This is a genomic window from Mediterraneibacter torques, assembly GCF_044591705.1.
In the GTDB taxonomy this organism is placed as follows: domain Bacteria; phylum Bacillota; class Clostridia; order Lachnospirales; family Lachnospiraceae; genus Mediterraneibacter; species Mediterraneibacter torques.
Genome location: NZ_CP172594.1, coordinates 2,413,048 through 2,438,796, shown reverse-complemented (window position 1 = coordinate 2,438,796; position 25,749 = coordinate 2,413,048). Strand labels below are relative to the sequence as shown.

Below are 25,749 nucleotides of genomic sequence, written 5' to 3'. Positions count from 1 at the left end.
AATAAATTTATCGAGAAAAGTGAATTGTGCGAAAATTAAGAAAGCGGAGGATGCGGTATGATAAATGAGGCGATCGAATTTGCGGCAAAGGCACACGAGGGACAGTTGAGAAAAGGTACGAAGAAACCTTATATTGTTCATCCGATAGAGGTGTCAGAGATTGTATCGGCAATGACAGATGATGAAGAAGTGATATGTGCGGCGGTGCTGCATGATACGATTGAAGACTGCAGGGGGATTACAAAAGACGTTTTGAAGCTCCGTTTCGGAGACAGAGTTGCAGAGCTTGTAGCACAGGAAAGTGAGGATAAGACGCTTAGCTGGAAAGAACGCAAGAGCGCGACGATCGCCAGATTAAAAGACGCACAAAGAGAAGTACAGTTGATCGGTCTTGCAGATAAGCTCTCAAATATGCGGGATATCGACAGAGATTATCCGGTTGTAGGAGAGAAGTTATGGGAGCGTTTTCGGATGAAAAGCAAAGCGGCGTTGGAGTGGTATTATAAAGGGGTTCGGGACGCTTTAAAAGAAAACTTTTCCGAAGAGGAAGAGTATAAAGAGTATTGCGGTTTGATCGAGAAAAATTTCGGATCGTCTGAGATAGACATGTCATGGGACAAGCAGGATGTCTGACGCGACAGAGATCTGTTTGCTCAGATATAAATGAATACAAATAACTATAAATAACCGGGCAGAATGCAGATAAATATTTGTGTTCTGTCCGGTTATTATATTTAATTCGGTCAAAATAAGTCAAAAAAGATTATATTTGTGCAAATTCAACGAAAATAAAATGAAAACTATGTGAATTATTATGATTGAATTTGACTGAATATGATTATATAATGACATCAAGAAAACAAAAAGACGCAAAAAGAAAAGGAGGAATGGAGATGATCTATACAGTTACATTTAATCCGTCCTTGGATTATATCGTTTCTGTAAATGATTTTCAGCTTGGACTTACGAACCGGACGGATTCGGAATTGATCCTTCCCGGAGGAAAGGGAATCAACGTATCGACAATTTTAATGAATCTCGGAATTGACAGTACAGCGTTTGGATTTGCGGCAGGATTTACGGGAGAAGAGATTATCAGAGAAGTAGAAGCGATGGGAATCCGTTCTGATTTTATTAAGATCGACAGTGGGATTTCACGGATCAATCTGAAACTGAAAAATATTGACGGTACGGAAATTAACGGTTCAGGGCCGGAAATAAGCGAAGAGAAGATCGAAGAACTATTGAGGAAACTGGATATTTTGGGAGAGGGAGATATTCTTGTTCTTGCGGGAAGCATTCCGGCGTCGATGCCGGCGGACATGTACAGTACGATCATGGAACGGCTTCAGCATAAAAATGTAACGTTTATTGTAGACGCTACAAAAGATTTGCTTATTAATGTATTAAAATACAAGCCGTTTTTGATCAAGCCGAATAATCATGAACTGGGAGAATTGTTCGATGTCAAACTGACGACAAGAGAAGAGGTGATTCCTTACGGGAAAAAACTTCAAAAGCAGGGCGCGAGAAACGTTCTGATCTCTATGGCAGGTGAAGGCGCGGTACTCGTAGCGGAAGACGGCAGTGTGTATGAAGCTCCGGCGCCAAAAGGAACTTTGGTAAATGCAGTAGGTGCAGGCGACTCCATGGTTGCCGGATTTACGGCAGGATGGATCGAGAAGAAAGATTACAGACACGCATTTTATATGGGGGTATCCGCAGGAAGTGCAAGTGCATTTTCTGAATATCTTGCAACAAAAGAAGAAATCATGGATCTGTACGAAAAGGTTTCAAAATGAATAAAAACGAACTGTGTACAGTAAAGATGTAAGCAGAAAAGAAAAGTAAACAGAAACAAACAGAAGTAAACAGTAATAAATAGAAACAAACAGAGTTAGAAAGAAACAAACAGAGCCAAACATAAGCAAACAGAATCAAACATAAATAAACAGAAGCAAATAAGCAAAAAAATAAACGGAAGAAAACGAAGATGAACAGGAGGTTTTGAGAATGAGGATCACAGATCTGCTTGATAAAAGGAGTATTTCGTTGAGCGAGACTCCGAAAACGAAAAGTGAAGCGCTTGACAGGATTATTGATCTTATGGTTGCAAGCGGAAAGATCAACGACCGTGAAGCATACAGAGAACAAGTATACGCAAGAGAAGAAGAAAGCACCACAGGAATCGGAGAAGGAATTGCCATTCCTCATGGAAAATGTGATGCGGTAACGAAACCGGGTCTTGCGGCAATGGTAGTAAAAGACGGAGTAGAATTCGACGCGTTGGACGGACAGCTGGTTACGCTGATGTTTTTGATCGCGGCGCCGAATACGAAAGATAACGTACATTTGGACGTGTTGAGCAAGTTATCGGTACTGATGATGGATGAAGTGTTTGCCGATGCGCTGAGAAATGCAAAAAGCGCCGATGAATTTCTCGAGATCATCGATAAGGCAGATGCGGAGCAGGGCGATATTGACGAGCGTCTTGCAGATATGAATGAAGCTTCTGCAAACGGATTTAAAATTCTTGCCGTAACGTCCTGTCCGACAGGAATTGCCCATACTTATATGGCGGCGGAAGGTATTGAGAAAGCGGCGAAGGAAAAAGATTGTTTCGTGAAGATCGAGACGAGAGGCTCGGGCGGAGCGAAAAACGTTCTTACAGAGAAAGAGATCAAAGAAGCGGACTGTATTATCGTAGCGGCAGACGCGCAAGTTCCGATGGATCGTTTTGACGGAAAGAAAGTGATCATCTGTCAGGTATCAGACGGAATCAGTAAAGCGCCTCAGCTTATCGATCAGGCAATGTCCGGCAACGTTCCTGTATATCACAGCGGAAACGAAACGTCCTCTTCGACAGCGGTGTCTTCGTCAGGAAAATCAGGAGGAATCGGACATAAAATTTATACACAGCTTATGAACGGCGTTTCTCATATGCTTCCGTTTGTAGTAGGAGGAGGAATCCTGATCGCGATCGCATTTTTGATCGACGGTTTAAGTATCGACCTTAATTCTCTTCCGGCGGATGAAAGAGCGGCTTTTGGTACGATCACGCCGGCTGCGGCTTTGTTTAAACAGATCGGAGGAGTTGCGTTTGGATTTATGCTTCCGGTGCTTGCGGGCTACATCGCGATGGCGATCGGAGATCGTCCGGCGCTTGCAGTCGGATTTGTAGGCGGAATGATCGCAGCAGGCGGAAAATCAGGATTCTTAGGAGCGCTTGTAGCAGGATTTGCGGCAGGATACATTATCGTAGGTCTGAAAAAAGTGTGCGGCAAGCTGCCCGAAGCAGTCGAGAAAATCGCGCCTGTATTATTGTATCCGGTATTTGGTATTTTGATCATGGGATTACTGATGACGTTTGCGGTCGAACCGGTTATGGGAGGCATCAACACCGCTTTGAATGCGGGACTTTCCAGCATGAGCGGAACGAGCAAGATTCTTCTCGGAATGATCGTCGGAGGAATGATGTCGATCGATATGGGAGGTCCGTTTAATAAGGCGGCATATGTGTTCGGCACTGCGTCCATCGCAGCGGGAAATTATGACATTATGGCGGCGGTTATGGTCGGAGGAATGACGGCGCCGTGCGCGATCGCGCTTGCGACAATGCTCTTTAAAAACAAATTTACAAAAGAACAAAGAGACGCAGGTCCGACAAACTTTATTATGGGTCTTGCTTTCATTACAGAAGGAGCGATCCCGTTCGCTGCATCTGATCCCCTTCATGTGCTCCCGGCCTGTATCGCAGGATCGGCGGTTGCAGGAGCGCTTTCCATGGCGTTTAACTGTACGCTGATGGCGCCGCACGGCGGAATCTTCGTATTCCCGGTTGTAGGAAATCCGCTTCAATATCTGATCGCGCTTGTTGCGGGAACAGTTGTGTCGGCATTGCTGCTCGGAGTATTGAAAAAGAAAGCTTAAAAAGTATAAAAATATAAAGAATAAAAAACTGTTTGTCCTCAGCGGGAAACAGAAAAATAAGAAAAAGCAAAAAAACAAGAAAAAGTGAAGCGTATAAAGTGAAAAAATGATAGAATAGTGTCAAATAGTAAATACGAGGGTCATCAAAAAATATAGATTGAAAGATGACCCTCGTATTGGAAAAAGATAAAGAACATATAGTATAGTTTATTATATGCACAGAGGGCATTATGTTAACAGAGCAAAGGTTTGAACGGATATTAGAACGGCTGAAAGTAAAGAAAAGTATTACAGTAGCTGAAATTACAGAAGATCTCGGAATTTCGGAATCCACGGCAAGGAGGGATATTACTGCGCTTGATAAGGCGGGGAAGCTGACGAAAGTGTTTGGCGGAGCGGTTGCTGCCGAGCATACTTATGAGATGAAAGAACCGACAGTGGCACAAAAAGTGAACGTCAGGAAAGAGGAAAAGATCAAAATCGCACAATATGCGGCAGATATGATCGGAGACAATGATTTTGTTTATCTTGATGCGGGAACGTCAGTCGGCTATATGGTAGAATTTTTGGCGAAGAAACGGGCGGCGTTTGTAACGAACGCAGTCGCACACGCGCAGCGTCTGGCGGCTCAGGGAAATCGTGTTTTACTTATAGGCGGTGAACTGAAAAGTTCGACTGAGGCTGTTGTCGGAGCGCAGGCAATAGAACTTTTAAGAAAATATCATTTCACAAAAGGATTTTTCGGAACAAACGGTATTACGAAAGAGGAAGGGTTTACGACTCCGGACGTAGGAGAAGCGCAGGTGAAACAAACGGCGGTACAACAGTGTCAAAAGTCGTATATTCTTGCCGACAGTACAAAGTTCGGCAATATAAGCGCCGTGACGTTTGCTCCCTTTTCCGGCAGTGTGATACTGACGGAAGAAACAGTAGACGGATATAAAGAAAATGAACGGCTGATCGTGTGCAGATAAGACGATTCTAAGAGCCGGTCATACAGAAAAAATCAACAGACGTCAAATCAGAGATGAGATGTCTGTTGATTTTTTAATTTTTTACGGAAGCAGGTATCCGTACATTACAATGAAGTGGCAGATGCTTCCGCCCATAACGAAGAGGTGGAAGATCTCGTGGCTTCCGAAGTTTTTATGTTTGTTATTGAAAATCGGTACTTTCAATGCATAAATAATACCGCCGACTGTGTAGATAATACCTCCTGCAAGCAGCCATCCGAAAGCGGCCAAAGGCATATTGCGGAAAATCTGTGCAAATGCAAGGACACACGTCCATCCCATTCCGATATAAAGAACGGAAGAAACCCATTTCGGACAAAATACCCAAAAAGCTTTGATCAGTATACCTGTCAATGCGAGAGTCCATACAACAGCAAGTAAAATGATCCGCATACGGCCTTCTAAGACAAGTAAGCAGACAGGCGTGTAACTTCCTGCTATCAGGACGGAGATCATCATATGGTCGATCTTTTTTAAGACAGTGTTTCCCTTTTCGGAAATGTCAAATGTGTGGTAAGTTGTGCTTGCCGCATATAATAAGATCAGACTTGCGGCATAAACGGACATGGAGATCAGGTAAACCGGATCAGGCTGCGCCGCGGCTTTTATAAGCAGAGGGAAAGCGGCGATAAGCGCCATGATCATTCCGATAAAATGAGTGATGGCGCTGCCGGGCTCCTTTATATAAAATTTCCCCCGAAGTTCATTCAAAGAGGCGGATTTCCCGGAATTATAACCGGTTTTTTTATAACCGGCGGCAGAATAGCTGTTCCCTGCGTAATTTTGTATATGAAGCGTAGGATGTTTTTTTATAAAGGTTGATTTTTTAGCAATGGCATGAGTATTTCCCATAATAATATGCACCTCCGAATTAGTTAAACGCAACATGTAGTTTTTGAAACTACATTAAGTATATGCATATATTACACCATCAATTCATGGAAATCAACCACAAATTTAAAAAGTTGCTTTAGGAAGATAAAACTATTTTTAACAACTTAGTATGAAAAGATCAAAGTTAAAATGACATCCGTAATAAATAAAGAATTTAAGATTACGCAGAAAACGGTTTGTGTCTTTTTTGATAATTTTGAAAAATAATTTGTCCAGTTCGGGGCGAGGTAGTAAATAAACGCACATCCGAGTAACGCAAATGCGGCAGATCCTCCGAGATAAATTCTGCCGTTAATGTTCAGAAAGAATTCGCTGAAATCCCAAAGTTTGTATCCTGAAAAAAGTTCAACCGTAAAACTGAAAATATATTGCAGGAATGAAAACACAATGAAATTCAGGAAAAATACAAAAACCGGTTTTTTGAGCAGGCGTTTTGATGCTTTCAGAATAATGATTCCGTAAATGCCGTAAAGGGGCAGCCACGGGCCGAACAGCAGATGGATGTCGGCCACAGTTCCGTCGCGCATAAGGTGTATGAGCATTTCCATGATCCATCCGAAACAGGATGCGGCATGAAAGAGGAAGATGCAGGACAAAATATCGTAATTCCGAAATACACGGGCGGAAGGTTTTACTGTCTTTGGCTGAACGGAGAAGAGAAAGACAGGGTATTGTTCCGGTTCAAAATAGGAAGTCTTCGTATACGGTCCCTGGGAATCGTCATAAAGAGCTTTGCTGATAAGCAGTTCGTCTTCGGAAGGAACATGTTCCAAATAAGAATCGCTTAGCATTTCATAGCGCGGCGACCGCGAGAGGACATAGTCTCTGCGAAGCGACGCATAAAGTTCAGCCTTACATCCCGTAATATATGGATTGACAAATATGAAGTCAAGAATACCGAGTGTTAAGATTGATAAGATCTTCCATCCTAAGAAAGAGCAGTCCAGCAGAAACACACGCCATTTGTTTTTATTCATGAGCTGTTTGGATAAAAAGAAGGCGTCTTTTCGGCTTATTTTTGGATTTTCGGCGAGTATGTACGGGATCATGGCATATTCATAATGTTTTATGATCCCTCCTGCGATCGTGAAATTCCAAAGAAACTGAAATACAGATCTGCAGAACATGACCCACACAGGGGCGGCTATACACCGAAGTTTATATAAGAAGAAAATCTTTGAGATAGAAGTTCTTTTGTATTTGCGTACTTCAAGAAAAAACCGCATTTCTCCGATGATAAGCACATAGTTCACAAACAGTTGATAGAGAAATGTTATACACAGTCCTATTATAAGAAATACAAAAGATGTGCCTAACGGTTCTGTAAAAAATGCATTGACTGTTCTAAGGACATTAAAAAATATGGATATGCCGGCGGAACATAGATCGATCACAAAAGAAAATACATGAAATACAGTATTTTGTAAAAGTTTTGGAAAAGCGTTCCCGCCTAAGATCAGACCGAGTGTTTCGGCAAACGCTTCGGAATTCGTAATGCTAAGAGAAAATGCGGCGTCTGTATAGGCAGGACCGGAAAGTTTCTGCAGATTTAAAAATGTTGTGGAAACAGGGTATGCTGTCGTAAGCAAAGAGATAATGAAACAGACGGAAACCATCCTTGTATACGCCGGTTTCATGCATGATTTAGAAGATTTTTTTAATGTTTTTTGTTTCCACATAATGATAGTCCCCCTCTAAAGTTATAACAATATCGGCAGTCTGCCTGATTGGTTTGAAAAAAGTGTTTTAAGGATGGAGTGCTTCATGTTCGCGACGAATCTCGTTGAAGCAGTCAAGAGCATTCCATTTGCTGTTAGTTGCAGTCAGGACGGCTTTATACGGGAACGGGCCGGCTCCGCTTTTGCGAAGGGCTGCCAGAACCTGATCGAGACGGCTGCTGCTTAAAGAAGAGAAGAGAAACATTGTATCCGGAAGTTCCTCTCCGGCGTAATTTCCTTCGACAGGAGAGATATCTTTCATGCCGGCAAGATATCCGAGCGGCTGATTGTACTGTTCCGGTTTGATAAGCTGTATGCGGATATGCAGAGGCAGCAGGGCAGAACGGATTTTCAGCAGTTGTTCTTTTGCCGGTGGATTAAATAATAAGATCATTTCTTTCATGTGTGAAATCCTTTCATTTTATATAAATATATTTTTATTTGTTTTACTGATGTTATTGTATCGCATAAACTGGAAAAAAGAAAGAGAAATGGATTGCGGCTTTGTGCATGGTGGAACTGTTCGTTCATATAATAAATTAAGAAGAGCGTAAAATGGCGGTGAGGCGGTATGCGAATCTGTGAACTGAAGGAAAAAGAAGTGATCAATGTATGCAGCGGAAGGCGTCTCGGCTGTATCGCAGATGTGGAGATCAACATATGTACAGGAGAAATCGAGGCGATCGTAATACCCGGACCGGGGAAAATATGCGGATTTTTCGGGACAGATTGTGAATATGTGATTCCCTTTTCCTGCATAAAAAAGATCGGTCCGGATATCGTGCTTGTGGAGATTAAAGAAGAAAAATTTTTGCAAAAATTTTAAAGCGTGTGGTATAATAATTGCGCATATAGAAAATGGAAAGAGAAAGGCGGAAATGCTCATGAGATGTCCATATTGTGGAAATCCGGATACGAGAGTGATTGATTCTCGTCCTGCAGAAGATAAAAACTCGATCAGAAGAAGACGTTCGTGTGATGAATGCGGCAGAAGATTTACGACATACGAAAAAGTAGAGACGATTCCGCTCATTGTTATAAAAAAAGATAATAACAGAGAGCAGTATGAACGGTCTAAGATTGAACAAGGTGTATTGAGCGCATGTTATAAACGCCCTGTTCCCGCAGAAGCAATCCAGAAAACGATCGATGCGGTCGAACTTGAGATTTTTAATCGTGAGGAGAAAGAAATCCCGAGCAGTGAGATCGGGGAAATCGTTATGGAAAAACTAAAAGAGCTTGATCCGGTAGCATATGTACGCTTTGCCTCTGTGTACAGAGAGTTTAAAGATGCGGGCACATTTATGGACGAGCTTAAGAAGTTTTTGCAGTAGATAAAATTATGAGAACATATAAATTGACGATCGCCTATGACGGGACAAACTATCAAGGCTGGCAGAGGCAGTCAGATACAGATCGGACGATACAGGGGATTTTGGAAGAGACGCTGGAAAACTGCACAGGATATCAGGTGCAGATCGACGGCTCCGGGAGAACCGATGCCGGAGTTCATGCAAGCGGCCAGACTGCGAGCGTTGTTTTGCCGGGAAAAGTGGATACGGCTTTGTTTACGGAAAAAATGAACGGGTGTCTTCCGCCTGATATACGCATCCTTGATGTGGAGCTTGTGAAGAACGGATTTCATGCCCGGAAAAGTGCGGTAGGGAAAGTTTATGAATATCGGATCGATACGGGGATCAAACAAGATGTATTTACACGGAAGTACAGCGGTCATTTTCCGGGAGAACCGGATCTTGCAAGGATGAGGGAGGCGGCCGGATATTTGACAGGCACACATTTTTTTGCGGGGTATACGGATAAAAAAGATAACAGATCTGTCAGACGTACGATTTACTCGATCATGATCAGAGATGAAAGAAAAGACTTTTTGCCGTGCGGAAAATCCGATCAGATCGGGAATGGAAACTGTATTGTCATTCGATATGACGGAACGGGATTTTTGTATCATATGGTGAGAATATTGACAGGAACTTTGCTTGAAGTCGGGATGCGGGAACGTACCGCCGAAAGTGTGAAAGAGGCGCTTTTGACAGGAGACAGATCAAAAGCGGGGTTTCTGGCTCCGGCAGGCGGACTTTTTTTGAGAGAAGTACGGTATGAATGAGAAGAGAGGGACAGGTAGTGAAAGCATCTGTCCTTTTATGCTTTACCCGGAAACAGGTTCTATCAGAGTGATATTAATATTATGTGAGAGAGGTGGATGATAATGAAATTTATTTCGTGGAATGTAAATGGAATAAGAGCGTGTGTGCAAAAAGGTTTTTTGGATTTTTTCACTGAGGCAGATGCGGATATTTTCTGCATACAGGAATCAAAGATGCAAGAAGGGCAGTTGGAACTCGATTTGCCGGGATATCATCAGTATTGGAATTATGCGGTGAAAAAAGGATATTCGGGAACGGCGGTGTTTACGAAAAAGGAACCGTTGTCTGTAACTTACGGTATCGGAATCGAAGAACATGATCAGGAAGGCAGAGTGATCACATGCGAATTTGAAGATTTCTACTTTGTTACGGTATATACGCCCAATTCGCAAAATGAATTGGCGAGACTTGATTACCGCATGAGATGGGAAGATGATTTTCGTATGTACCTGAAAAAACTGGAAGAAAAAAAGCCGGTCATCGTAACCGGAGATATGAATGTGGCGCACAAGGAAATTGATCTGAAGAATCCAAAGACAAATCGAAAAAATGCCGGATTTACAGATGAGGAGAGAGGAAAGTTTACCGAACTTCTTGACGCGGGATTTATTGATACGTTTCGGTATTTTTATCCCGATCGGGAAGGAATTTATTCCTGGTGGTCGTATCGCTTCAGCGCAAGAGCAAAAAATGCCGGATGGCGGATCGATTATTTCTGTGTTTCGGAAAGTTTGAAAGAGCGTCTGAAAGATGCGAAGATTTTGACAGATGTGATGGGATCGGATCATTGTCCTATTGAGCTGGATATGGATTGAATATAATATGGGAGGTTGTTTGAAATGACAAAGATTGATATTATTTCGGGCTTTTTAGGAGCTGGAAAAACAACGCTTATTAAAAAACTGCTTTCGGAGGCGTTTGCGGGAGAACAGGTTGTTCTTATCGAAAATGAGTTTGGAGAGATCGGGATTGACGGCGGATTTTTAAAAGAATCAGGAATCGAGATCAGGGAAATGAATTCGGGTTGTATCTGTTGTTCTCTTGTCGGAGATTTCGGCAAATCTTTGAGAGAAGTTGTGGATACTTATCATCCGGATCGTATTTTGATAGAACCGTCGGGGGTCGGAAAATTATCAGACGTCATAAAGGCGGTTCAAGACGTACAAAGTGAGATCGACGCTAAGTTAAATAGTTTTACGACTGTTGTGGATGTGACGAAATGCAGAATTTACAGAAAAAATTTCGGTGAATTTTTCAGTAATCAGATAGAATATGCGGGCGCGGTTATTTTGAGCAGGACAGATAAGGCAAAACCGGAAAAGATCGAAGAAAGTATTGCTATTTTAAGAGAATTGAATCCGAAGGCGCCGTTTATTACTACACCTTTGGAACAACTTGCGGGAAGTAAAATTTTGGAAACGATGGAATCCGTCAGATCAATGGAGGAGGAACTCCTTGCGGAGGTTGTCTGCCCGGAGTGCGGTCATCACCACGGAGCGCATCATCATGACCATGGAGAGGATGAGCATCATCACGAACATCACCATCATGACCACGGAGAGTGCGAGCATCATCACGAACATCACCATCATGATCACGGAGAGTGCGAGCATCATCACGAGCATCACCATCATGACCACGGAGAGGACGGGCATCACCACGACCACCATCATCATGACTGTGGATGTGGTCATGATCATGCCGGTCACCACCATGCAGACGAAGTGTTTACGAGCTGGGGGCGTGAGACGATCCATGTGTATTCGGAAGAACAGGTCGGGGAGATTTTAAAGAGTCTTGAAAATGAAGAAGAGTATGGCGATATCCTTCGAGCAAAAGGAATGGTCAAAGGAGAAGACGGAACATGGATCTACTTTGACATGGTTCCGGGAGAATATGAAGTGCGTACCGGAGCGCCGGAATACACGGGACGTATTTGTGTGATCGGAGCAAAGATAAATGAAGAAAAACTGGAAAAACTGTTCGGCCTTTAATCGGCGAACATACAAAGGAAACGAATGAAAGAGCGAGAACCGGAAAATATGGAATGAAAAAATAAGGAGGGAAAAATAAAACATGAATGAACCGGATGTAATGGTTTATTTGATGACGGGATTTTTAGACAGTGGAAAGACCGGATTTTTAAAATTTACATTGAAGCAGGATTATTTTCAGATCGATGGAAAAACATTGCTCATTCTTTGCGAAGATGGAGAAGATGAGTATGATGCGATGGAAATGTTAAGATACGGCGTTGTAATAGAGCGGCTGGAAGACAGAGAAGAACTGACAGAGGAGTATTTGGCGGAATTAGATCGAAAGCACGAGCCTGATCGAGTTGTCATTGAATATAACGGAATGTGGAAGGTCAGTGATTTTGAAAATATGAAGCTTCCTAAGGGCTGGGGGATCGAGCAGAAGATCACAACAGTGGACGCAAGCACATTTCAGACATATCTGACTAATTTAAAACCGCTCTTTGTAGAAATGGTAAGAGGCGCCGAGATGGTTCTTTTTAACCGCTGTGAAGATATTAAGCCTCTGGCGGGATACAGGAGAAGCGTCAAAGTAGTCAGCCCTCAGGCGGAAGTTATATTTGAAGATGAACAAGGAGAAGTGGAAAATATTTTTGAAGATGACGTGCCGTATGATCTGGATGCGCCTGTAATCGAGATTCCGAGAGAAGATTATGGTATCTGGTATGTGGATATGATGGAAAATCCCGCCCGATATCGTGGAAAAGTTATTGAAATCACAGCGAAGGTGTTGAAACCTTCCGGATTTCCGTCAAAAGTGTTTCTTCCGGGGCGGATGGCGATGACATGTTGTGCGGATGATACGACATTTCTGGGATATGTATGCAGAAGTGCGTACGCTCCGAAATTAAAAGCAGGACAATGGGTAAAAGTACGGGCGAAAGTACGGTTTGCGAATGTATCGGTTTATCGCGGAGAAGGGCCTGTTCTCGAAGCGGAACATATCGAGGCGGCAGAACCGATAGAAGAACTTGTCTATTTTAATTAGAGATGAAATGAGTATTGAAAAGACGAAAAGAAGACCGGCAGAAGAGTCGGACTGGATTTGAAGAAAAAAAGAGGAACGCGAGAGAAAAGGAGAAAACCTATGAAATTTACAAAAATGCAGGGCATAGGAAATGATTATGTTTATGTGAACTGTTTGCAGGAAACGATAGAAAATCCATCGGAACTGGCAAAGAAGATCAGTGATCGGCATTACGGAGTCGGTTCGGACGGGCTTATTATGATCAATCCATCTGATAAAGCCGATTTTGAAATGGAGATGTATAATGCGGACGGTTCTCGTGGAGAAATGTGCGGAAACGGGATTCGCTGCGTGGCGAAATATGTATATGATTACGGCTTAACAGATAAAACAAGTATTTCTGTAGAGACATTGGCAGGTATCAAATATCTTGATCTGACTGTAGAAGACGGGAAAGTTGTCCTTGTCAAAGTTGATATGGGAAAACCGATGCTGCGTCCGGAAGAAGTGCCTGTTGTTTCGGAAAAGGAAGAAGTGATAGATGAACCGATTACCGTGGATGGACAGGAATATAGGATGACATGTGTTTCTATGGGAAATCCTCATGCAGTCGTATTTATAGATCAAGATGTAAAAGAATTTCCGCTTGAAACAGTCGGAGTAAAATTTGAAAATCATGAAAGGTTTCCAAAGAGGGTGAATACGGAGTTTGTAAATGTTCTTGACCGTCATACGGCGCAGATGCGCGTGTGGGAGCGGGGATCGGGAGAGACGCTGGCGTGCGGAACCGGAGCATGCGCAGTCGCCGTTGCCTGTGCGTTGAACGGATTGACGGAAGATGAGGTGACAGTAAAACTGCTTGGCGGAGATTTGCAGATCAAGTGGGACAGAGAAAAGAATACGGTATATATGACAGGCCCTGCGGAAGTTGTATTTGACGGGGAGTGGAAGTAGCTTCTTTGTTGACAGATTTTAAGGCTGCCGCTTTGACTGATATGATGCCCCCCATATAGGACAATGATGTATAAAAGTCCGATATGGGGGTATTTTTATGTCCGGAAAAACTGAGATAATTTTTACTTTCCCTTTTTTTTGATTATTTTTTTGATAAGCAGTATGAGCAAAAAATAAATTACGCATACTACAATTCCCGAAGCGCAGCTCCATGAAGTGAGTACATACCAAAGGCCTTTTACTCTCTCGATTTGATAAGCGGCTATTTCTCCTCGTTCAAGAACAGTAAACCCTAATATAGCGATCGGAATGCATGCACCTAAAATGAATGCTATAACCGCTCCCAAGACTGTCAGTATTTTTTGATAAAATCTTACCTTTTTTAATGGATTGATCTTTAGGTCAACGTTGGTGTTTTGAATGTCTAGCTGTGTTTTCATTGCGGCCATCTTTTTTTGGCACTCTCTGCACTCGGTTAAATGTTTATCAATATCTTTTTTCGTTTGTTCCGATAATATATCATCTTGATATAGTGGTAACAGGTCGGAAACGATGTAGCATGGAAGTCTTTTATTCATCTTTTAAAATCTCCTTTACAATTTTTTGTTTTCCTCTAAAAAAAGTTACTCTTGTCCAATTTTCTGTTTTGCCGATTATTTCTCCGATTTCGGCAAAAGACAAGTTGCTGACCAATCTTAGATACATGACCTCTCGTATCGGTTCATTCATGTTGTGTATCAACTGTAAGATTTCTTTTTGTTCCCATTGAACGTTTACTTCTTTTTCATCCGCTATTTCCTGAATATGATCATTTGTAGATAAGATTTCTTGACGTTTTCTTAAATCTTTCAACCAAACATTTTTCGCGATTCCGCATAACCAGGTTAATATGGAACTATTCCCCTTAAACCGATCGATGCATTGGACAGCTTGAAAGAAAGTTTCTTGAGTAAGTTCTTCTGCAATATCTTCATTATTCGTCTTGCTCAATAAAAACAAAAAGACTTTTCTTGAATACATCTCGTATATTTCTTCGATCACTTGTGCTTTCAACCTCCTTCTGCCAGTTAGTGCCGAATTCTTTCATTTTGTTACAATTATCTTAGTAAAAAAGTAAATAAAAAAGATTATCCAAACATGCAGCTTCCAATTTAAGAATCTGACATGCATCGGATAACCTTAACGAAATTCAATCAGCTTTTACATTATGAAAAATAAAAAATCCTCCATAAAATGGAGGATGAATCGGAGTGACAGGATTCGAACCTGCGGCCTCTACGTCCCGAACGTAGCGCTCTACCAAGCTGAGCCACACTCCGATAAAATAAGGAATTTGTTTATTACAAATTCCAAGCTACGGAAAAGGGACTTGAACCCCTACTAACAGAGTCAGAGTCTGCTGTGCTGCCAATTACACCATTCCGCATTGTACCGTTTTGTGTTGTTTCCCGTAAGCAACATGGTTATTATATCAGACTCTAAAAAAAAATCAAGTGTTTTTTTAAAAAAAATGAAAAAATGAAAAAATTGTAACAATTCAGCACGCGCCATTCGCAAAACCGCACCACGTGCTTATTGTGGCTGACGCCACTGTTTTACTCATAAATGGGCGCTTAGCGCATACAGATGTCCGTTAGCAAAAACATGCAGACATGTTTTGTGCTTCCCGTACACTGTATGGCTGAACTGTTACAAAAAATTGAAAATTAAGAAAACGGTACATGGAAAAGCTTCCGATGCACCGTTTTTTAAGTTAGTTAAATCCGATCAGGCGTCTTGCAACGCTGTATGCAAGAGAAGATACTTTACGTCCGGATCTTCCCGGGAGATTCATCGTCTGTCCGAGTATACCGTAGCGGATCTTCATATAAGTTTTGTAATCTTTTCGTTTTAAGTAGCTCCACAGTTCTTTCTTTTTAGTTAAGTTCTCCGGTTTTTTAGAGCGGATACATAAAATGGATGAAACAGTCATCATGATCGCAAGATAATTAACCATATATTTTCGCAGTTTTTTACTTGAGATCATCCGCAGTTCATACATGGAGATCATTGTCTTGGTTACAAATAATTGCTGATCTATCCTTCCGATCATGATTTTTTCGTTGACGGACTGATCTTCCCGCCCGATAAAATAGCGGTAGAAATCGACATTCAGGTAATAAAGGGTGCGTACATGCGGAAGCGGATAATACACGTAAATATTATCAACATAAAAAGTGTGCTTCGGTAATTTTAACTGGCACAGTTTCAGCATCTCTGTCCGATAAAGAACGGAGTGCATCAAAATATATTGGTCGAGCCGGAAATGTCCGATCTCATCCCAGTGAAAAATCGTATTTTCGGGAAGCACATTGTCATAGCGGATCACTTTTTTATGTTCCATGCCGACTTTTTCGTAAACATAGTTTGAGATTACCATATCGACAAGTGTGTCTTCTTTCACAAATGTTTTTACTGTTTCAAGAATTTTAAACAGAGAGCTTTCGTCAACCCAGTCGTCGCTGTCTACTACTTTAAAATATTTTCCTGTGGCATGAGAAAGTCCGCAGTTGACTGCATCGCCGTGTCCTCCGTTTTCTTTTTGGATCGCCTTGACGATCGTCGGATATTGAGCTTCGTACCGTTCGGCGATTTCCTGCGTTCCGTCTTTTGAACCATCGTTGACGATAAGAATTTCGACATCTTCTCCTCCGATAAGGATTGAGTTGATCGCTTTTTCCATATAGGCTTCTGAGTTATAACAAGGAATTGCAAATGAAATGTATTTCATATCATACCTCCTGATTTTATCTGTCATGTTGTCTAAGGTGTAGTATACATTAGTTATTCTATATTGTAAAATTCAATTTTTTCATATATAGTAAAAGTGTTTTTATAATAGCGAAAAGCTAAAGGCCGGGATTATCCGAAATCTTGGCAGATGCTTACAATCCCGGAATGTGATTTTTGAACTTTCGGTGATTAAAATAAGGAGGAAGAGATGAAAAAAAATGTGATCGTAGGACAGTCGGGCGGACCGACGGCAGTTATCAACGCAAGCTTATACGGAGTTGTCAATGAAGCGTTGAACAGAAAAGATTCTTTTGGTGCAGTGTTCGGCATGATTAACGGAATCGAAGGGTTTGCCGAAGGCCGGGTCATGGATATGGAAGAATTGAAGCGCTCGGGAGAACTGGAATTAGTAAAGACAACGCCCGGTTCATATCTTGGCTCTTGCAGATATAAATTACCGAAAGATCTAAACGACGAAGTATATCCGAAATTATTTGAAAGATTTAAGGAATATGACATCGGTTATTTCTTTTATATCGGAGGAAATGATTCGATGGATACAGTGAGCAAACTGTCGCGTTATGCGGAGATGGTCGGAAGCGATATTTGCTTTCTGGGTATACCGAAAACGATCGATAACGACCTTGTCAATACAGATCATACGCCGGGGTTTGGAAGCGCGGCAAAATATGTGGCTTCAACCGTGCGGGAGATTGCAGTTGACGCATCGGTATATGATAATAAAAAATCAGTGACAATCGTCGAGATCATGGGGCGTCATGCGGGATGGCTTACAGCGGCAAGCGCATTGGCACGAAAATTTGAAGGAGATAATCCGGTTCTGATCTATTTGCCGGAAGTGGCGTTTGATACAGAACGGTTTATACAGGATGTGAGCGCGTCTCTTGAAAAAGTGTCAAATGTGATCGTTTGTATCTCGGAAGGAATTAACGATGGCAAAGGAACGTTTATTTGTGAACTTGCAAGCGAGGTAGGAGTGGATACTTTCGGGCATAAAATGCTGACCGGATCAGGAAAATATTTGGAAAACCTGATAAAAGACCGTCTTGGCGTAAAGGTTCGTTCTGTTGAATTGAACGTAAGTCAGAGATGTTCTTCGGCAATGCTTTCTGCGACGGATTTGCAGGAGGCGGTTGATTCGGGAGCGTATGGCGTAAAATGTGCTTTGCATGGCGAAAGCGGAAAGATGATCGCCTTTGTGAGAGCGGACGGTGAAGAATATAAACTTAGTTACGAGGCAAAAGATGTGAATGAAATCTGCAATCGTGAAAAAGGTGTGCCTGCCGGGTGGATCACTAAAGACGGATCAGACGTAAGTGATGAATTTATCCGTTATGCGAAACCGCTTATTCAAGGAGAAGTACAAGTTCCGCAGCAGGACGGACTTCCGCTGTTTGCATACAGGAAGTAAACGGACAGAGGAACTAAAGAAAAGGAACTAAAGAAAAGAAAATCAAGAAAAGAAAATAAATAGACGACGTAATAAAGAAAAAAGAAGATCATGGTCTTTGCCGGAGATAAAAAGGTTGGTAAAGATCATGATTTTTTATGTTGAAAGTTTCCTGAAGTACATATAATGCAAAAAATGAATGTGCTGCAGTCATAGGAGAATGAATGAGTCAAAAACTGGAAAATCTTTTAAATCTGGCTCTGGATGCCGATCAGGGAGAAAGAGAACGCTCCGAAGAGCTGGATGTTGGATATGATAAAGAAGAAAATGTGTGGGAACTGATCGTAAAATATTCGGGAACACTTGAAGCGGTCAGGCAAACGGCGCGATCGGTTACGGAACTGTTGAACGGCTATGCGGTTATTGTCATCGAGGAAGAACGGATCGGACAACTGGCTCAGCTCCCGGAAGTGGAATTTATAGAAAAACCGAAAAAGCTGTATTTTCAAACTGATGTAGGCAGGCAGGTGTCGTGCATAGATATTGTACAGGATATGCCGTTATCTTTGAGAGGAAAAGGGACTCTTATCGGAATTGTTGACAGTGGGATCGATTATGAAAATGCAGAGTTCAGAAATGAGGATGGAACAACGCGGATTGTGTCTCTTTGGGATCAGTCTGTTAATGGGAGGCCTCCGGCAGGATATTTGGCAGGAACAGAGTATACACGGGAGCAGATCGATGCGGCGTTAGCAACAGAGGACAAAGAGGTAAGGCGGCAGATGGTGAAAACATCCGATGTCAGTGGTCATGGAACAGCGGTGGCGGGAATCGCGGCAGGGAATGGCCGGGGAAGTGAGGGAAGAAGGTTTCGGGGAGCTGCGCCTGAGGCGGAACTGATCATCGTAAAGATGGGAGCCCCCAGAGAAGGCGGTTTTCCGAGAACAACAGAACTGATGCGGGGAGTAGATTATATTGTCCGTAAGGCTGTAGAACTTCGTCGTCCGGTGGCGATAAACATCAGTTTTGGCAACACATATGGATCTCATGACGGAACTTCTCTTGTAGAACGTTTTTTGAACGATATTGCGGACATGTGGAAAAATGTAATCTGCATCGGAAGCGGAAATGAGGGGGCGTCGGCAGGTCATGTGTCGGGAAAAGTGCGGCGGCAGATATCTGAGACGGTAGAACTTGCCGTTCAGCAAAGAGAACCGGCGCTGAGTATTCAAATATGGAAATCGTATGTTGACGAGATGGGAGTTTCGGTGATCAGTCCGTCGGGAAGGCAGGCAGGACCGTTTTATGAATTTTTGGGAGCTCAGCGGTATATACTCGGAGATACAGAACTTTTGATTTATTATGGAGAACCGAAGCCGTACAGCGTGAAACAGGAGATTTATCTGTCGCTTCTTCCCGGAAAACAGTATATAGAAAGCGGCGTGTGGAAAATTGTTTTAACTCCCGGCCGTATTGTGGACGGGGAGTATCAAATGTGGCTTCCGACACAGTCGTCATTAAATATGGGGACAGCGTTTTTACAGCCGAACAGTATGTCGACATTGACGATTCCATCTACGGCGTCGCTTGCTGTTACCGTGGCGGCATATGATGCCCGGACATTTTCGTATGCGGATTTTTCGGGAAGAGGTCCGGCGGGGATGTACGAAGGTGAGAACGTGCTGAAACCGGATATTGCCGCACCTGGAGTGCGCGTTACAGCGCCTGTCCCGGGAGGCGGATATCAGTCTTTTAGCGGAACTTCTTTTGCTGCTCCTTTTGTGACCGGGAGCGCTGCGCTTTTGATGGAGTGGGGAATTGTCAGAGGAAACGATCCATATCTTTATGGAGAAAAAGTAAAAGCTTATTTAAGAAAAGGCGCAAAGCAGCTTGCGGGATACGAGCGATGGCCGAATGCGCTGCTTGGGTATGGAGCGCTGTGCGTGCGGGATAGCCTGCCGGGATTGGGCTCAAGTTAAGTTTCGTTAGTCAGGCGCTGTCCTCGATAACTGATGATATATAAAATATTGCAAATATGACGATGAAGTGCGGAACATTAATAGAAAAGAGTAAAAAGTTCTGATACAATGGGAATGAAATATTGCATTGAATCTGATCTGTATGAAATAAAAGGAAGTATTAATTGTAAAACTCCAAGTGTGTTAATAACAAAAGTGAAGAATAAGGAAGACTGATAGACGATGAATGTTATGCCGATAACGGAATTGATTGATAAAGTTACGGAAATTTGTAAAGCAAATGGTGTAAAAAGGTTGGATCTATTTGGGTCTTTTGCAACAGGGACTACAACCGATACAAGTGACGTTGATTTTGTTGTATACAGATGCAAGTTGACGGATTATAAATAAGGAGAAGATAAAAGCTGCATGAAAAAGCGAACCGAAGAAATTTTGAATCTTTTAGATGAACAATATGGACGGGAATATATTTGTTATCTGAATTATGAGACGCCGTGGCAGCTGCTGATCGCAACGATGTTGAGCGCTCAGTGTACGGATGCCAGAGTGAATATTGTGACGAAAGATTTGTTTCAAAAATATACATCTGTGGACGCATTTGCCGACGCGGACTTAAAGGAGTTGGAGCAGGATATCAAGCCGACAGGATTTTATCGCAATAAAGCGAAGAACATCATTGCCTGTATGAAAGATATCAGGGAGAAGTTTGGCGGTGAAGTGCCGAGGAGTCTGGAAGATCTGACCTCTTTAGCAGGCGTCGGACGGAAGACGGCGAATGTGATCAGAGGGAACATCTATCATGATGCCAGCGTAGTTGTGGATACGCATGTGAAAAGGATTTCTAACAGACTGGGATTTACAAAACAATCTGATCCCGAAAAGATAGAACAGGATCTGATGAAGGAACTGCCAAAGGATCATTGGATATTGTATAATATTCAGATCATTACGTTTGGAAGAAGTATCTGTACAGCAAGAAATCCTAAATGCGGGGAATGCTTCTTAAAGAAATATTGCACAGGGAGAAAATGACATGAGATCACTTTTTATTTATTTAAAAAATTATAAGAAAGAGACTATATTGGCTCCGCTGTTTAAAATGCTGGAGGCATCTTTTGAACTTCTTGTTCCTCTTGTTATGGCTGCGGTGATCGATAAAGGAATTGCTCAAAAAGACAGCCCGTATATTATAAGAATGTGTCTTGTTTTGATTGTATTGGGAATCGTCGGGCTGATATGTTCTCTTACAGCTCAATATTTTTCGGCAAAAGCGGCGGCTGGGTTCGGAACAGGACTGCGGCATGCGCTGTTTGAACATATTCAACATTTCGGTTTTTCGGAAATGGATGAAATCGGCAGTTCTACGCTTGTGACCCGAATGACAAGTGATGTAAATCAGGCGCAGGCAGGAGTGAACCTTGTCCTTCGTCTTTTTTTACGTTCGCCTTTTATTGTATTCGGCGCAATGGCAATGTCTTTTATGGTAGATGTCAAAGCGGCAATGGTTTTTGTTGTTGTAATTCCTCTTTTGTCGGTAGTTGTATTTGGGATCATGCTGATTACAATGCCTCTTTATAAGAAAGTGCAGTCATATTTAGATGAAATTCTTCTAAAAACGAGAGAAAATCTTATCGGTGTAAGAGTGCTTCGTGCTTTTAATAAAGAGGAAAAAGAAAAGGCTGAATTTGAAGAAAACAATCAAATGTTGACAAAGGAACAAAAATTTGTCGGAAGTATCTCCGGGCTTATGAATCCACTGACGTATATTATCGTGAACGTGGGTATTATAGTTCTTATTTATGTCGGCGCGGTTCGTGTAAATATGGGGAGTCTGACTCAGGGGGAAGTAGTGGCTCTTGTCAACTATATGTCGCAGATTCTTGTGGAGCTTGTGAAACTGGCGAATCTGATCATTACGGTGACGAAAGCGGCTGCATGCGGAAAACGGATCGAAGCTGTGTTGGCAATGAAACCGGAAATGCAGTCGGGAAGTTTGTTGTATACAGAAGAAAAAAGGATTCCTGCGGTGGAATTTTCCAATGTGTCATTGACATATAAAAATGCGGGAGCGCCTTCGTTGAGCAACATCTCGTTTCGGGCAATGCCGGGAGAGACGATAGGGATTATCGGCGGAACAGGGGCTGGAAAATCATCGATCGTAAACATGATCCCTCGGTTTTATGACGCGTCGGAAGGAGAAGTGAAGGTTTTCGGACATGATGTAAGAGAATATGAGATTGAAAGTTTGCGCAGTCATATCGGCGTGGTTCCTCAAAAAGCGGTGCTTTTTAAAGGGACGGTTGCGGAGAATCTTCGGTGGGGAGATGAAAATGCATCGGAACAAACACTGGAAGAAGCGCTTGAAATTTCACAGGCGAAAGAGTTCGTTGATTCAAAGCCGGGAAAGCTTGAATTTATGATAGAACAAAACGGGAGAAATTTGTCCGGCGGGCAGAGACAGCGTATGACGATCGCAAGAGCGCTTGTAAGAAAACCAGATATTCTTATATTGGACGACAGTGCGTCGGCGCTTGATTTCGCGACCGACGCGGCTTTGCGTGACGCGATTAAAAACATGAAAGAAAATCCGACAGTATTTCTTGTCTCTCAGCGGGCGGCATCGGTCAGATATGCAGATCGGATCGTTGTGCTGGAAGAAGGGAAAGCTGTGGCGGTCGGAACACATGAGGAGCTGATGCAAAACTGTTCGGCTTATCAGGAGATTTATTATTCACAATTTCCGGAGGAGGCGGTTTTACATGCTTAAAAAACAAACAGTCAATGAAGATAAAATACAGAAGTCAAAAGTGCAGGCAGAGCAGAGTAAGCCACAGAGCAAAGATCGGAAAATGAGCCGGGGAGAAATATTAAAAAAAGTATTCGGGCATCTTGGGAAGTATCGTATTTTTGTTGTTTTTTCTGTTTTGCTGGCAGCAGTCAGCGTCGCCCTTACGCTCTACATTCCGAAACTGATCGGTTATGCGGTAGATGAGATCATAGGAAAAGGAGCGGTAAACTTTGCCGGGATATTCCGAATTCTGTTTCAGATCGGAATATGTACGGGTATTACGGCGCTTGCGCAGTGGCTGATGAATGTGTGCAATAATAAAATGACTTATCAGGTCGTGCAGGATGTGAGAAACGAAGCTTTTCGGAAGATTCAGATCCTTCCGCTGAAATACATCGACAATCATCCATCCGGAGAAATAGTAAGCCGTGTTATTGCGGATGTAGATCAGTTTGCGGACGGACTTTTGATGGGATTTACCCAGTTGTTTACAGGAGCTGCAACGATTATCGGCACGCTGGGATTTATGTTGTCGGTTGATGTAAATATTACGTTTGTCGTCGTTTTGATCACTCCGATTTCATTTTTTGTGGCGAACTTTATTGCCCGCAAAACATTTGCGATGTTTCGTCTTCAGTCTGAAATCAGAGGAGAACAGACAGGTCTGATCGACGAAATGATCGGCAATCAGAAAGTAGTACAGGCGTTTGGGCAGGAAGAAAAAGTGACGGAGCGGTTTGATAAGATTAATGAAAAATTAGGAAGCGCATATTTGAGAGCGACATTTTTCTCTTCCGTTACAAATCCGGCGACCCGTTTTATAAACAGTCTCGTATATACGGGAGTCGGGATCGCAGGTGCGTTTGCGGTAGTAAACGGAACGCTGACAGTAGGGCAGCTTACAAGTTTTTTGAGTTATGCAAATCAGTATACAAAGCCGTTTAATGAAATATCCGGAGTTGTGACAGAGTTCCAAAACGCGGTTGTATGTGCCGGTCGTATTTTTGAGTTAATAGAAGAAATTCCTCAGCCGGAAGATGCAAAAGATGCGGCGGTTCTGACTCATGTCCGGGGACATGTACTGGCAGAGCATGTTGATTTTTCGTATATGCCACAACAGAATCTGATCACGGATTTTAATTTGAAAGTTATGCCGGGACAAAAGATCGCTGTTGTAGGACCGACGGGATGCGGAAAAACAACGCTGATCAATCTGCTTATGCGGTTTTATGATGTAGACGGCGGCTGTATTTCAGTAGACGGAAAGGATGTGCGTGAGGTTACGAGGGAAAGTCTGCGCTGTGCATATGGCATGGTGCTTCAGGAAACGTGGCTGAAAACGGGAACGATCCGGGAAAATATTCTTTTAGGAAGGTCCGACGCGTCAGAAGAGGAAATGATAGAAGCTGCAAAAGCATCTTATATTCACAATGTAATCCTGCGTCTGCCAAACGGATATGACACGTGGGTGACAGAAGACGGAGACGGGCTGTCGCAAGGACAGAAACAGCTTTTATGCATCGCGCGTGTTATGCTGTGCAGACCGCCTATGCTGATCCTCGATGAAGCGACGTCATCGATCGACACAAGAACAGAAGTAAAGATACAGGCGGCTTTTACAAAATTGATGGAAGGGCGGACGACGTTTATTGTGGCGCATCGTCTGTCAACGATCCGCGAGGCGGACGTGATTCTCGTTATGAAAGACGGAAAAGTTATTGAGCAGGGCAATCACGAGAGCTTGATGGCTGCAGACGGATTTTACAGACATTTGTATGAATCGCAGTTTCTTAGGGGAAAAGATGAGGATAAATGATAAAAAGTGAAGAAAATAAAAAAGTCTGAAAACGGATAAAGATACAAATATAGAGACCGTATTAAGGAGGATGGCTATGACAAAATTAAGTACATTATGCTATATAGAAAAAGACGATAAATATTTAATGCTTCACCGTACGGTGAAAGAAAATGATGTGAATAAAGATAAATGGATCGGTGTCGGCGGACATTTTGAATATGGAGAAAGTCCTGAAGAGTGCTTGCTAAGAGAAGTGAAAGAAGAAACGGGATATACGCTGACTTCGTGGGCTTACCGGGGAATCGTGACATTTGTTTACGGTGAAGATGTTGTAGAATACATGTCGCTTTATACGGCTGACGGGTTTGAAGGAGAACCGATCGACTGTGATGAGGGCGAGTTGGAATGGGTTGAAAAATCAAAGATCGAGACGCTGAAGTTATGGGAGGGAGATAAGATTTTCTTTGATCTGTTGGAGAGAGACTGCGGCTTCTTTTCTCTGAAACTTGTTTATAATATAGAAGATATTTTAAAAAGCGCTGTTCTTGACGGGAAGCCGCTTCCTCTTACCGAGGATGGAAAGTGGATTGGAAAATGAACCGGAAAACAGACTGAAAAATGAAGTGAAAGACAGATAGAAAAAAGAAGCAGGCGTAAGCGGACGCGGTATGAAAAGTCATGGATTTTGAAACAGGGCAATATCCGGCTGAATAAAGGTAAATATAAAGAAAAGGATGGAATATAATATAGTCAGTCCATATATGAGGAAGCGGAAACGTGCGATATTTTTCTGCTCATATAATTTGGATGCCATTGAAAAAGTGATTCCAGTACAAAGGTAAAAAATAGCAATATCGATCCAGACAACCGTAAAGCCGAGTATGCCTGAGTAAGTATAAAAGAAAACAGGGATAAGTGTCGTTCCTGTCAGAATGCCGGATAAAAGTGGTAAAGATACGTTTGGAACGGCGTTTTTATATATTAGTTTGAAAAGAAAGCAGTAGAGCAGAGCCGGAAAGAACAAAAGTTTCATATGTTCCCATGCAGATTCGCTGATTGGGCAGACAAGACCTATAAAAGTTGAATCGCCGGACCATTCATAGAAAAAGTGCGACAGTGTTCCGAGAACAGACGTGAACAGAAAACCGGAGATAAAGATGTATTTACCGGAAAGTTTATAGGAAGCAAGCATAACAAGTCTCCTTTCATAAGCAGAAAAGTATTTTATATAGTATATGCAGAAGTTAGAAAATCAGCCCTCGAAAAACTCGTCATTATGCATAAAAATAAATGTATTTTATATGGAAAATGATGAAAATACGAC

Annotated in this window: 25 protein-coding genes and 2 tRNA genes; 18 read left to right on the top strand and 9 right to left on the bottom strand. The window is 42.4% G+C overall.

All coding sequences use genetic code 11. The annotated features are described in order from the left end of the window. Positions 1 to 57 precede the first annotated feature (57 nt). From ACH9UM_RS11425 to ACH9UM_RS11410, 4 genes are all read left to right on the top strand, one after another. On the top strand, positions 58 to 633 hold the full coding sequence (locus ACH9UM_RS11425) for an HD domain-containing protein (RefSeq protein ID WP_004846865.1): 576 nt from the start codon (positions 58 to 60) through the stop codon (positions 631 to 633). Positions 634 to 893: 260 nt separating this feature from the next. Continuing rightward, positions 894 to 1,802, top strand: a complete 909-nt coding sequence (pfkB, locus tag ACH9UM_RS11420; protein ID WP_009243623.1) for a 1-phosphofructokinase — start codon at positions 894 to 896, stop codon at positions 1,800 to 1,802. 211 nt (positions 1,803 to 2,013) lie between these two features. Continuing rightward, a complete protein-coding gene (locus ACH9UM_RS11415; RefSeq protein WP_400091388.1) occupies positions 2,014 to 3,930 on the top strand; it encodes a fructose-specific PTS transporter subunit EIIC in 1,917 nt (638 codons plus the stop codon). 230 nt (positions 3,931 to 4,160) lie between these two features. After that, complete coding sequence (locus ACH9UM_RS11410; protein ID WP_022003149.1) at positions 4,161 to 4,904, top strand: DeoR/GlpR family DNA-binding transcription regulator; 744 nt, start codon at positions 4,161 to 4,163, stop codon at positions 4,902 to 4,904. 81 nt (positions 4,905 to 4,985) lie between these two features. Here ACH9UM_RS11410 and ACH9UM_RS11405 read toward each other — a convergent pair whose 3' ends face one another. From ACH9UM_RS11405 to ACH9UM_RS11395, 3 genes are all read right to left on the bottom strand, one after another. After that, positions 4,986 to 5,795, bottom strand: coding sequence for a PAQR family membrane homeostasis protein TrhA (locus ACH9UM_RS11405; protein ID WP_009243622.1), 810 nt, complete (start codon positions 5,793 to 5,795; stop codon positions 4,986 to 4,988). 146 nt (positions 5,796 to 5,941) lie between these two features. After that, complete coding sequence (locus ACH9UM_RS11400) at positions 5,942 to 7,516, bottom strand: DUF975 family protein (RefSeq protein ID WP_009243621.1); 1,575 nt, start codon at positions 7,514 to 7,516, stop codon at positions 5,942 to 5,944. Positions 7,517 to 7,583: 67 nt separating this feature from the next. After that, a complete protein-coding gene (locus ACH9UM_RS11395) occupies positions 7,584 to 7,958 on the bottom strand; it encodes a DUF3783 domain-containing protein (protein WP_004846848.1) in 375 nt (124 codons plus the stop codon). 168 nt (positions 7,959 to 8,126) lie between these two features. Here ACH9UM_RS11395 and ACH9UM_RS11390 point away from each other — a divergent pair, with 168 nt between their 5' ends. The 7 genes from ACH9UM_RS11390 (at position 8,127) to dapF (ending at position 13,677) form a co-directional block, all read left to right on the top strand. Beyond that, the gene (locus tag ACH9UM_RS11390) at positions 8,127 to 8,381 is read left to right on the top strand and encodes a PRC-barrel domain-containing protein (RefSeq protein WP_004846843.1); all 255 of its coding nucleotides are present in this window, start codon (positions 8,127 to 8,129) and stop codon (positions 8,379 to 8,381) included. Positions 8,382 to 8,439: 58 nt separating this feature from the next. Further along, complete coding sequence (nrdR, locus tag ACH9UM_RS11385) at positions 8,440 to 8,889, top strand: transcriptional regulator NrdR (RefSeq protein ID WP_009243620.1); 450 nt, start codon at positions 8,440 to 8,442, stop codon at positions 8,887 to 8,889. 8 nt (positions 8,890 to 8,897) lie between these two features. Then, positions 8,898 to 9,680: a tRNA pseudouridine(38-40) synthase TruA gene (gene truA / locus ACH9UM_RS11380; RefSeq protein WP_118188543.1), complete on the top strand. Its 783-nt coding sequence runs from the start codon at positions 8,898 to 8,900 to the stop codon at positions 9,678 to 9,680. Positions 9,681 to 9,782: 102 nt separating this feature from the next. Further along, positions 9,783 to 10,535: an exodeoxyribonuclease III gene (locus tag ACH9UM_RS11375; protein ID WP_400091383.1), complete on the top strand. Its 753-nt coding sequence runs from the start codon at positions 9,783 to 9,785 to the stop codon at positions 10,533 to 10,535. A 24-nt stretch (positions 10,536 to 10,559) separates the two neighbouring features. Further along, positions 10,560 to 11,714, top strand: coding sequence for a CobW family GTP-binding protein (locus ACH9UM_RS11370; RefSeq protein WP_004846837.1), 1,155 nt, complete (start codon positions 10,560 to 10,562; stop codon positions 11,712 to 11,714). Positions 11,715 to 11,796: 82 nt separating this feature from the next. Next, positions 11,797 to 12,744: a GTP-binding protein gene (locus tag ACH9UM_RS11365; RefSeq protein ID WP_004846835.1), complete on the top strand. Its 948-nt coding sequence runs from the start codon at positions 11,797 to 11,799 to the stop codon at positions 12,742 to 12,744. Between the two features lie 99 nt (positions 12,745 to 12,843). Then, positions 12,844 to 13,677: a diaminopimelate epimerase gene (gene dapF, locus ACH9UM_RS11360; RefSeq protein WP_009243616.1), complete on the top strand. Its 834-nt coding sequence runs from the start codon at positions 12,844 to 12,846 to the stop codon at positions 13,675 to 13,677. Positions 13,678 to 13,799: 122 nt separating this feature from the next. Here the strand turns inward: dapF and ACH9UM_RS11355 are convergent, their stop codons facing one another. The 5 genes from ACH9UM_RS11355 to ACH9UM_RS11335 all read right to left on the bottom strand — a co-directional run bounded on the left by ACH9UM_RS11355 (position 13,800) and on the right by ACH9UM_RS11335 (position 16,447). After that, complete coding sequence (locus tag ACH9UM_RS11355; protein ID WP_004846828.1) at positions 13,800 to 14,255, bottom strand: zf-HC2 domain-containing protein; 456 nt, start codon at positions 14,253 to 14,255, stop codon at positions 13,800 to 13,802. Continuing rightward, positions 14,248 to 14,718 carry an RNA polymerase sigma factor gene (locus ACH9UM_RS11350; protein WP_009320111.1) on the bottom strand — a complete coding sequence of 157 codons (471 nt, stop codon included), beginning with the start codon at positions 14,716 to 14,718 and terminating at the stop codon, positions 14,248 to 14,250. The genes ACH9UM_RS11355 and ACH9UM_RS11350 overlap by 8 nt, the downstream gene beginning before the upstream one ends. A gap of 204 nt (positions 14,719 to 14,922) precedes the next feature. Further along, a tRNA-Pro gene (locus ACH9UM_RS11345) sits at positions 14,923 to 14,996 on the bottom strand. 35 nt (positions 14,997 to 15,031) lie between these two features. Continuing rightward, positions 15,032 to 15,103, bottom strand: a tRNA-Gln gene (locus ACH9UM_RS11340). A 327-nt stretch (positions 15,104 to 15,430) separates the two neighbouring features. Further along, entirely contained in the window at positions 15,431 to 16,447 is a 1,017-nt protein-coding gene (locus tag ACH9UM_RS11335; protein ID WP_009243613.1) for a glycosyltransferase family A protein, read from the bottom strand. A gap of 210 nt (positions 16,448 to 16,657) precedes the next feature. Here ACH9UM_RS11335 and ACH9UM_RS11330 point away from each other — a divergent pair, with 210 nt between their 5' ends. The 7 genes from ACH9UM_RS11330 to ACH9UM_RS11300 all read left to right on the top strand — a co-directional run bounded on the left by ACH9UM_RS11330 (position 16,658) and on the right by ACH9UM_RS11300 (position 25,023). Continuing rightward, positions 16,658 to 17,881, top strand: coding sequence for a 6-phosphofructokinase (locus tag ACH9UM_RS11330; RefSeq protein ID WP_004846821.1), 1,224 nt, complete (start codon positions 16,658 to 16,660; stop codon positions 17,879 to 17,881). A gap of 203 nt (positions 17,882 to 18,084) precedes the next feature. Next, complete coding sequence (locus tag ACH9UM_RS11325) at positions 18,085 to 19,839, top strand: S8 family peptidase (RefSeq protein WP_009243612.1); 1,755 nt, start codon at positions 18,085 to 18,087, stop codon at positions 19,837 to 19,839. 222 nt (positions 19,840 to 20,061) lie between these two features. Beyond that, on the top strand, positions 20,062 to 20,229 hold the full coding sequence (locus tag ACH9UM_RS11320) for a nucleotidyltransferase family protein (protein WP_004846814.1): 168 nt from the start codon (positions 20,062 to 20,064) through the stop codon (positions 20,227 to 20,229). 18 nt (positions 20,230 to 20,247) lie between these two features. After that, on the top strand, positions 20,248 to 20,871 hold the full coding sequence (nth, locus tag ACH9UM_RS11315; RefSeq protein WP_004846812.1) for an endonuclease III: 624 nt from the start codon (positions 20,248 to 20,250) through the stop codon (positions 20,869 to 20,871). Position 20,872: 1 nt separating this feature from the next. After that, a complete protein-coding gene (locus tag ACH9UM_RS11310) occupies positions 20,873 to 22,606 on the top strand; it encodes an ABC transporter ATP-binding protein (RefSeq protein ID WP_004846811.1) in 1,734 nt (577 codons plus the stop codon). Beyond that, a complete protein-coding gene (locus ACH9UM_RS11305; RefSeq protein ID WP_004846809.1) occupies positions 22,599 to 24,443 on the top strand; it encodes an ABC transporter ATP-binding protein in 1,845 nt (614 codons plus the stop codon). Before ACH9UM_RS11310 ends, ACH9UM_RS11305 begins: the two co-directional genes overlap by 8 nt. A 76-nt stretch (positions 24,444 to 24,519) precedes the next feature. Then, a complete protein-coding gene (locus ACH9UM_RS11300; protein ID WP_009243608.1) occupies positions 24,520 to 25,023 on the top strand; it encodes an 8-oxo-dGTP diphosphatase in 504 nt (167 codons plus the stop codon). 78 nt (positions 25,024 to 25,101) lie between these two features. Here the strand turns inward: ACH9UM_RS11300 and ACH9UM_RS11295 are convergent, their stop codons facing one another. Continuing rightward, on the bottom strand, positions 25,102 to 25,617 hold the full coding sequence (locus ACH9UM_RS11295; protein WP_004846805.1) for a DUF6512 family protein: 516 nt from the start codon (positions 25,615 to 25,617) through the stop codon (positions 25,102 to 25,104). Between the last annotated feature and the right edge of the window lie 132 nt (positions 25,618 to 25,749).

Excerpts from the sequence above, each read along its gene's own strand:
- ACH9UM_RS11425 (WP_004846865.1), top strand. The coding sequence starts at position 58 with ATGATAAATGAGGCGATCGAATTTGCGGCAAAGGCACACGAGGGACAG.
- pfkB (WP_009243623.1), top strand. The coding sequence starts at position 894 with ATGATCTATACAGTTACATTTAATCCGTCCTTGGATTATATCGTTTCT.
- ACH9UM_RS11415 (WP_400091388.1), top strand. The coding sequence starts at position 2,014 with ATGAGGATCACAGATCTGCTTGATAAAAGGAGTATTTCGTTGAGCGAG.
- ACH9UM_RS11410 (WP_022003149.1), top strand. The coding sequence starts at position 4,161 with ATGTTAACAGAGCAAAGGTTTGAACGGATATTAGAACGGCTGAAAGTA.
- ACH9UM_RS11405 (WP_009243622.1), bottom strand. The coding sequence starts at position 5,795 with ATGGGAAATACTCATGCCATTGCTAAAAAATCAACCTTTATAAAAAAA.
- ACH9UM_RS11400 (WP_009243621.1), bottom strand. The coding sequence starts at position 7,516 with ATGTGGAAACAAAAAACATTAAAAAAATCTTCTAAATCATGCATGAAA.
- ACH9UM_RS11395 (WP_004846848.1), bottom strand. The coding sequence starts at position 7,958 with ATGAAAGAAATGATCTTATTATTTAATCCACCGGCAAAAGAACAACTG.
- ACH9UM_RS11390 (WP_004846843.1), top strand. The coding sequence starts at position 8,127 with ATGCGAATCTGTGAACTGAAGGAAAAAGAAGTGATCAATGTATGCAGC.
- nrdR (WP_009243620.1), top strand. The coding sequence starts at position 8,440 with ATGAGATGTCCATATTGTGGAAATCCGGATACGAGAGTGATTGATTCT.
- truA (WP_118188543.1), top strand. The coding sequence starts at position 8,898 with ATGAGAACATATAAATTGACGATCGCCTATGACGGGACAAACTATCAA.
- ACH9UM_RS11375 (WP_400091383.1), top strand. The coding sequence starts at position 9,783 with ATGAAATTTATTTCGTGGAATGTAAATGGAATAAGAGCGTGTGTGCAA.
- ACH9UM_RS11370 (WP_004846837.1), top strand. The coding sequence starts at position 10,560 with ATGACAAAGATTGATATTATTTCGGGCTTTTTAGGAGCTGGAAAAACA.
- ACH9UM_RS11365 (WP_004846835.1), top strand. The coding sequence starts at position 11,797 with ATGAATGAACCGGATGTAATGGTTTATTTGATGACGGGATTTTTAGAC.
- dapF (WP_009243616.1), top strand. The coding sequence starts at position 12,844 with ATGAAATTTACAAAAATGCAGGGCATAGGAAATGATTATGTTTATGTG.
- ACH9UM_RS11355 (WP_004846828.1), bottom strand. The coding sequence starts at position 14,255 with ATGAATAAAAGACTTCCATGCTACATCGTTTCCGACCTGTTACCACTA.
- ACH9UM_RS11335 (WP_009243613.1), bottom strand. The coding sequence starts at position 16,447 with ATGAAATACATTTCATTTGCAATTCCTTGTTATAACTCAGAAGCCTAT.
- ACH9UM_RS11330 (WP_004846821.1), top strand. The coding sequence starts at position 16,658 with ATGAAAAAAAATGTGATCGTAGGACAGTCGGGCGGACCGACGGCAGTT.
- ACH9UM_RS11325 (WP_009243612.1), top strand. The coding sequence starts at position 18,085 with ATGAGTCAAAAACTGGAAAATCTTTTAAATCTGGCTCTGGATGCCGAT.
- ACH9UM_RS11320 (WP_004846814.1), top strand. The coding sequence starts at position 20,062 with ATGAATGTTATGCCGATAACGGAATTGATTGATAAAGTTACGGAAATT.
- nth (WP_004846812.1), top strand. The coding sequence starts at position 20,248 with ATGAAAAAGCGAACCGAAGAAATTTTGAATCTTTTAGATGAACAATAT.
- ACH9UM_RS11310 (WP_004846811.1), top strand. The coding sequence starts at position 20,873 with ATGAGATCACTTTTTATTTATTTAAAAAATTATAAGAAAGAGACTATA.
- ACH9UM_RS11305 (WP_004846809.1), top strand. The coding sequence starts at position 22,599 with ATGCTTAAAAAACAAACAGTCAATGAAGATAAAATACAGAAGTCAAAA.
- ACH9UM_RS11300 (WP_009243608.1), top strand. The coding sequence starts at position 24,520 with ATGACAAAATTAAGTACATTATGCTATATAGAAAAAGACGATAAATAT.
- ACH9UM_RS11295 (WP_004846805.1), bottom strand. The coding sequence starts at position 25,617 with ATGCTTGCTTCCTATAAACTTTCCGGTAAATACATCTTTATCTCCGGT.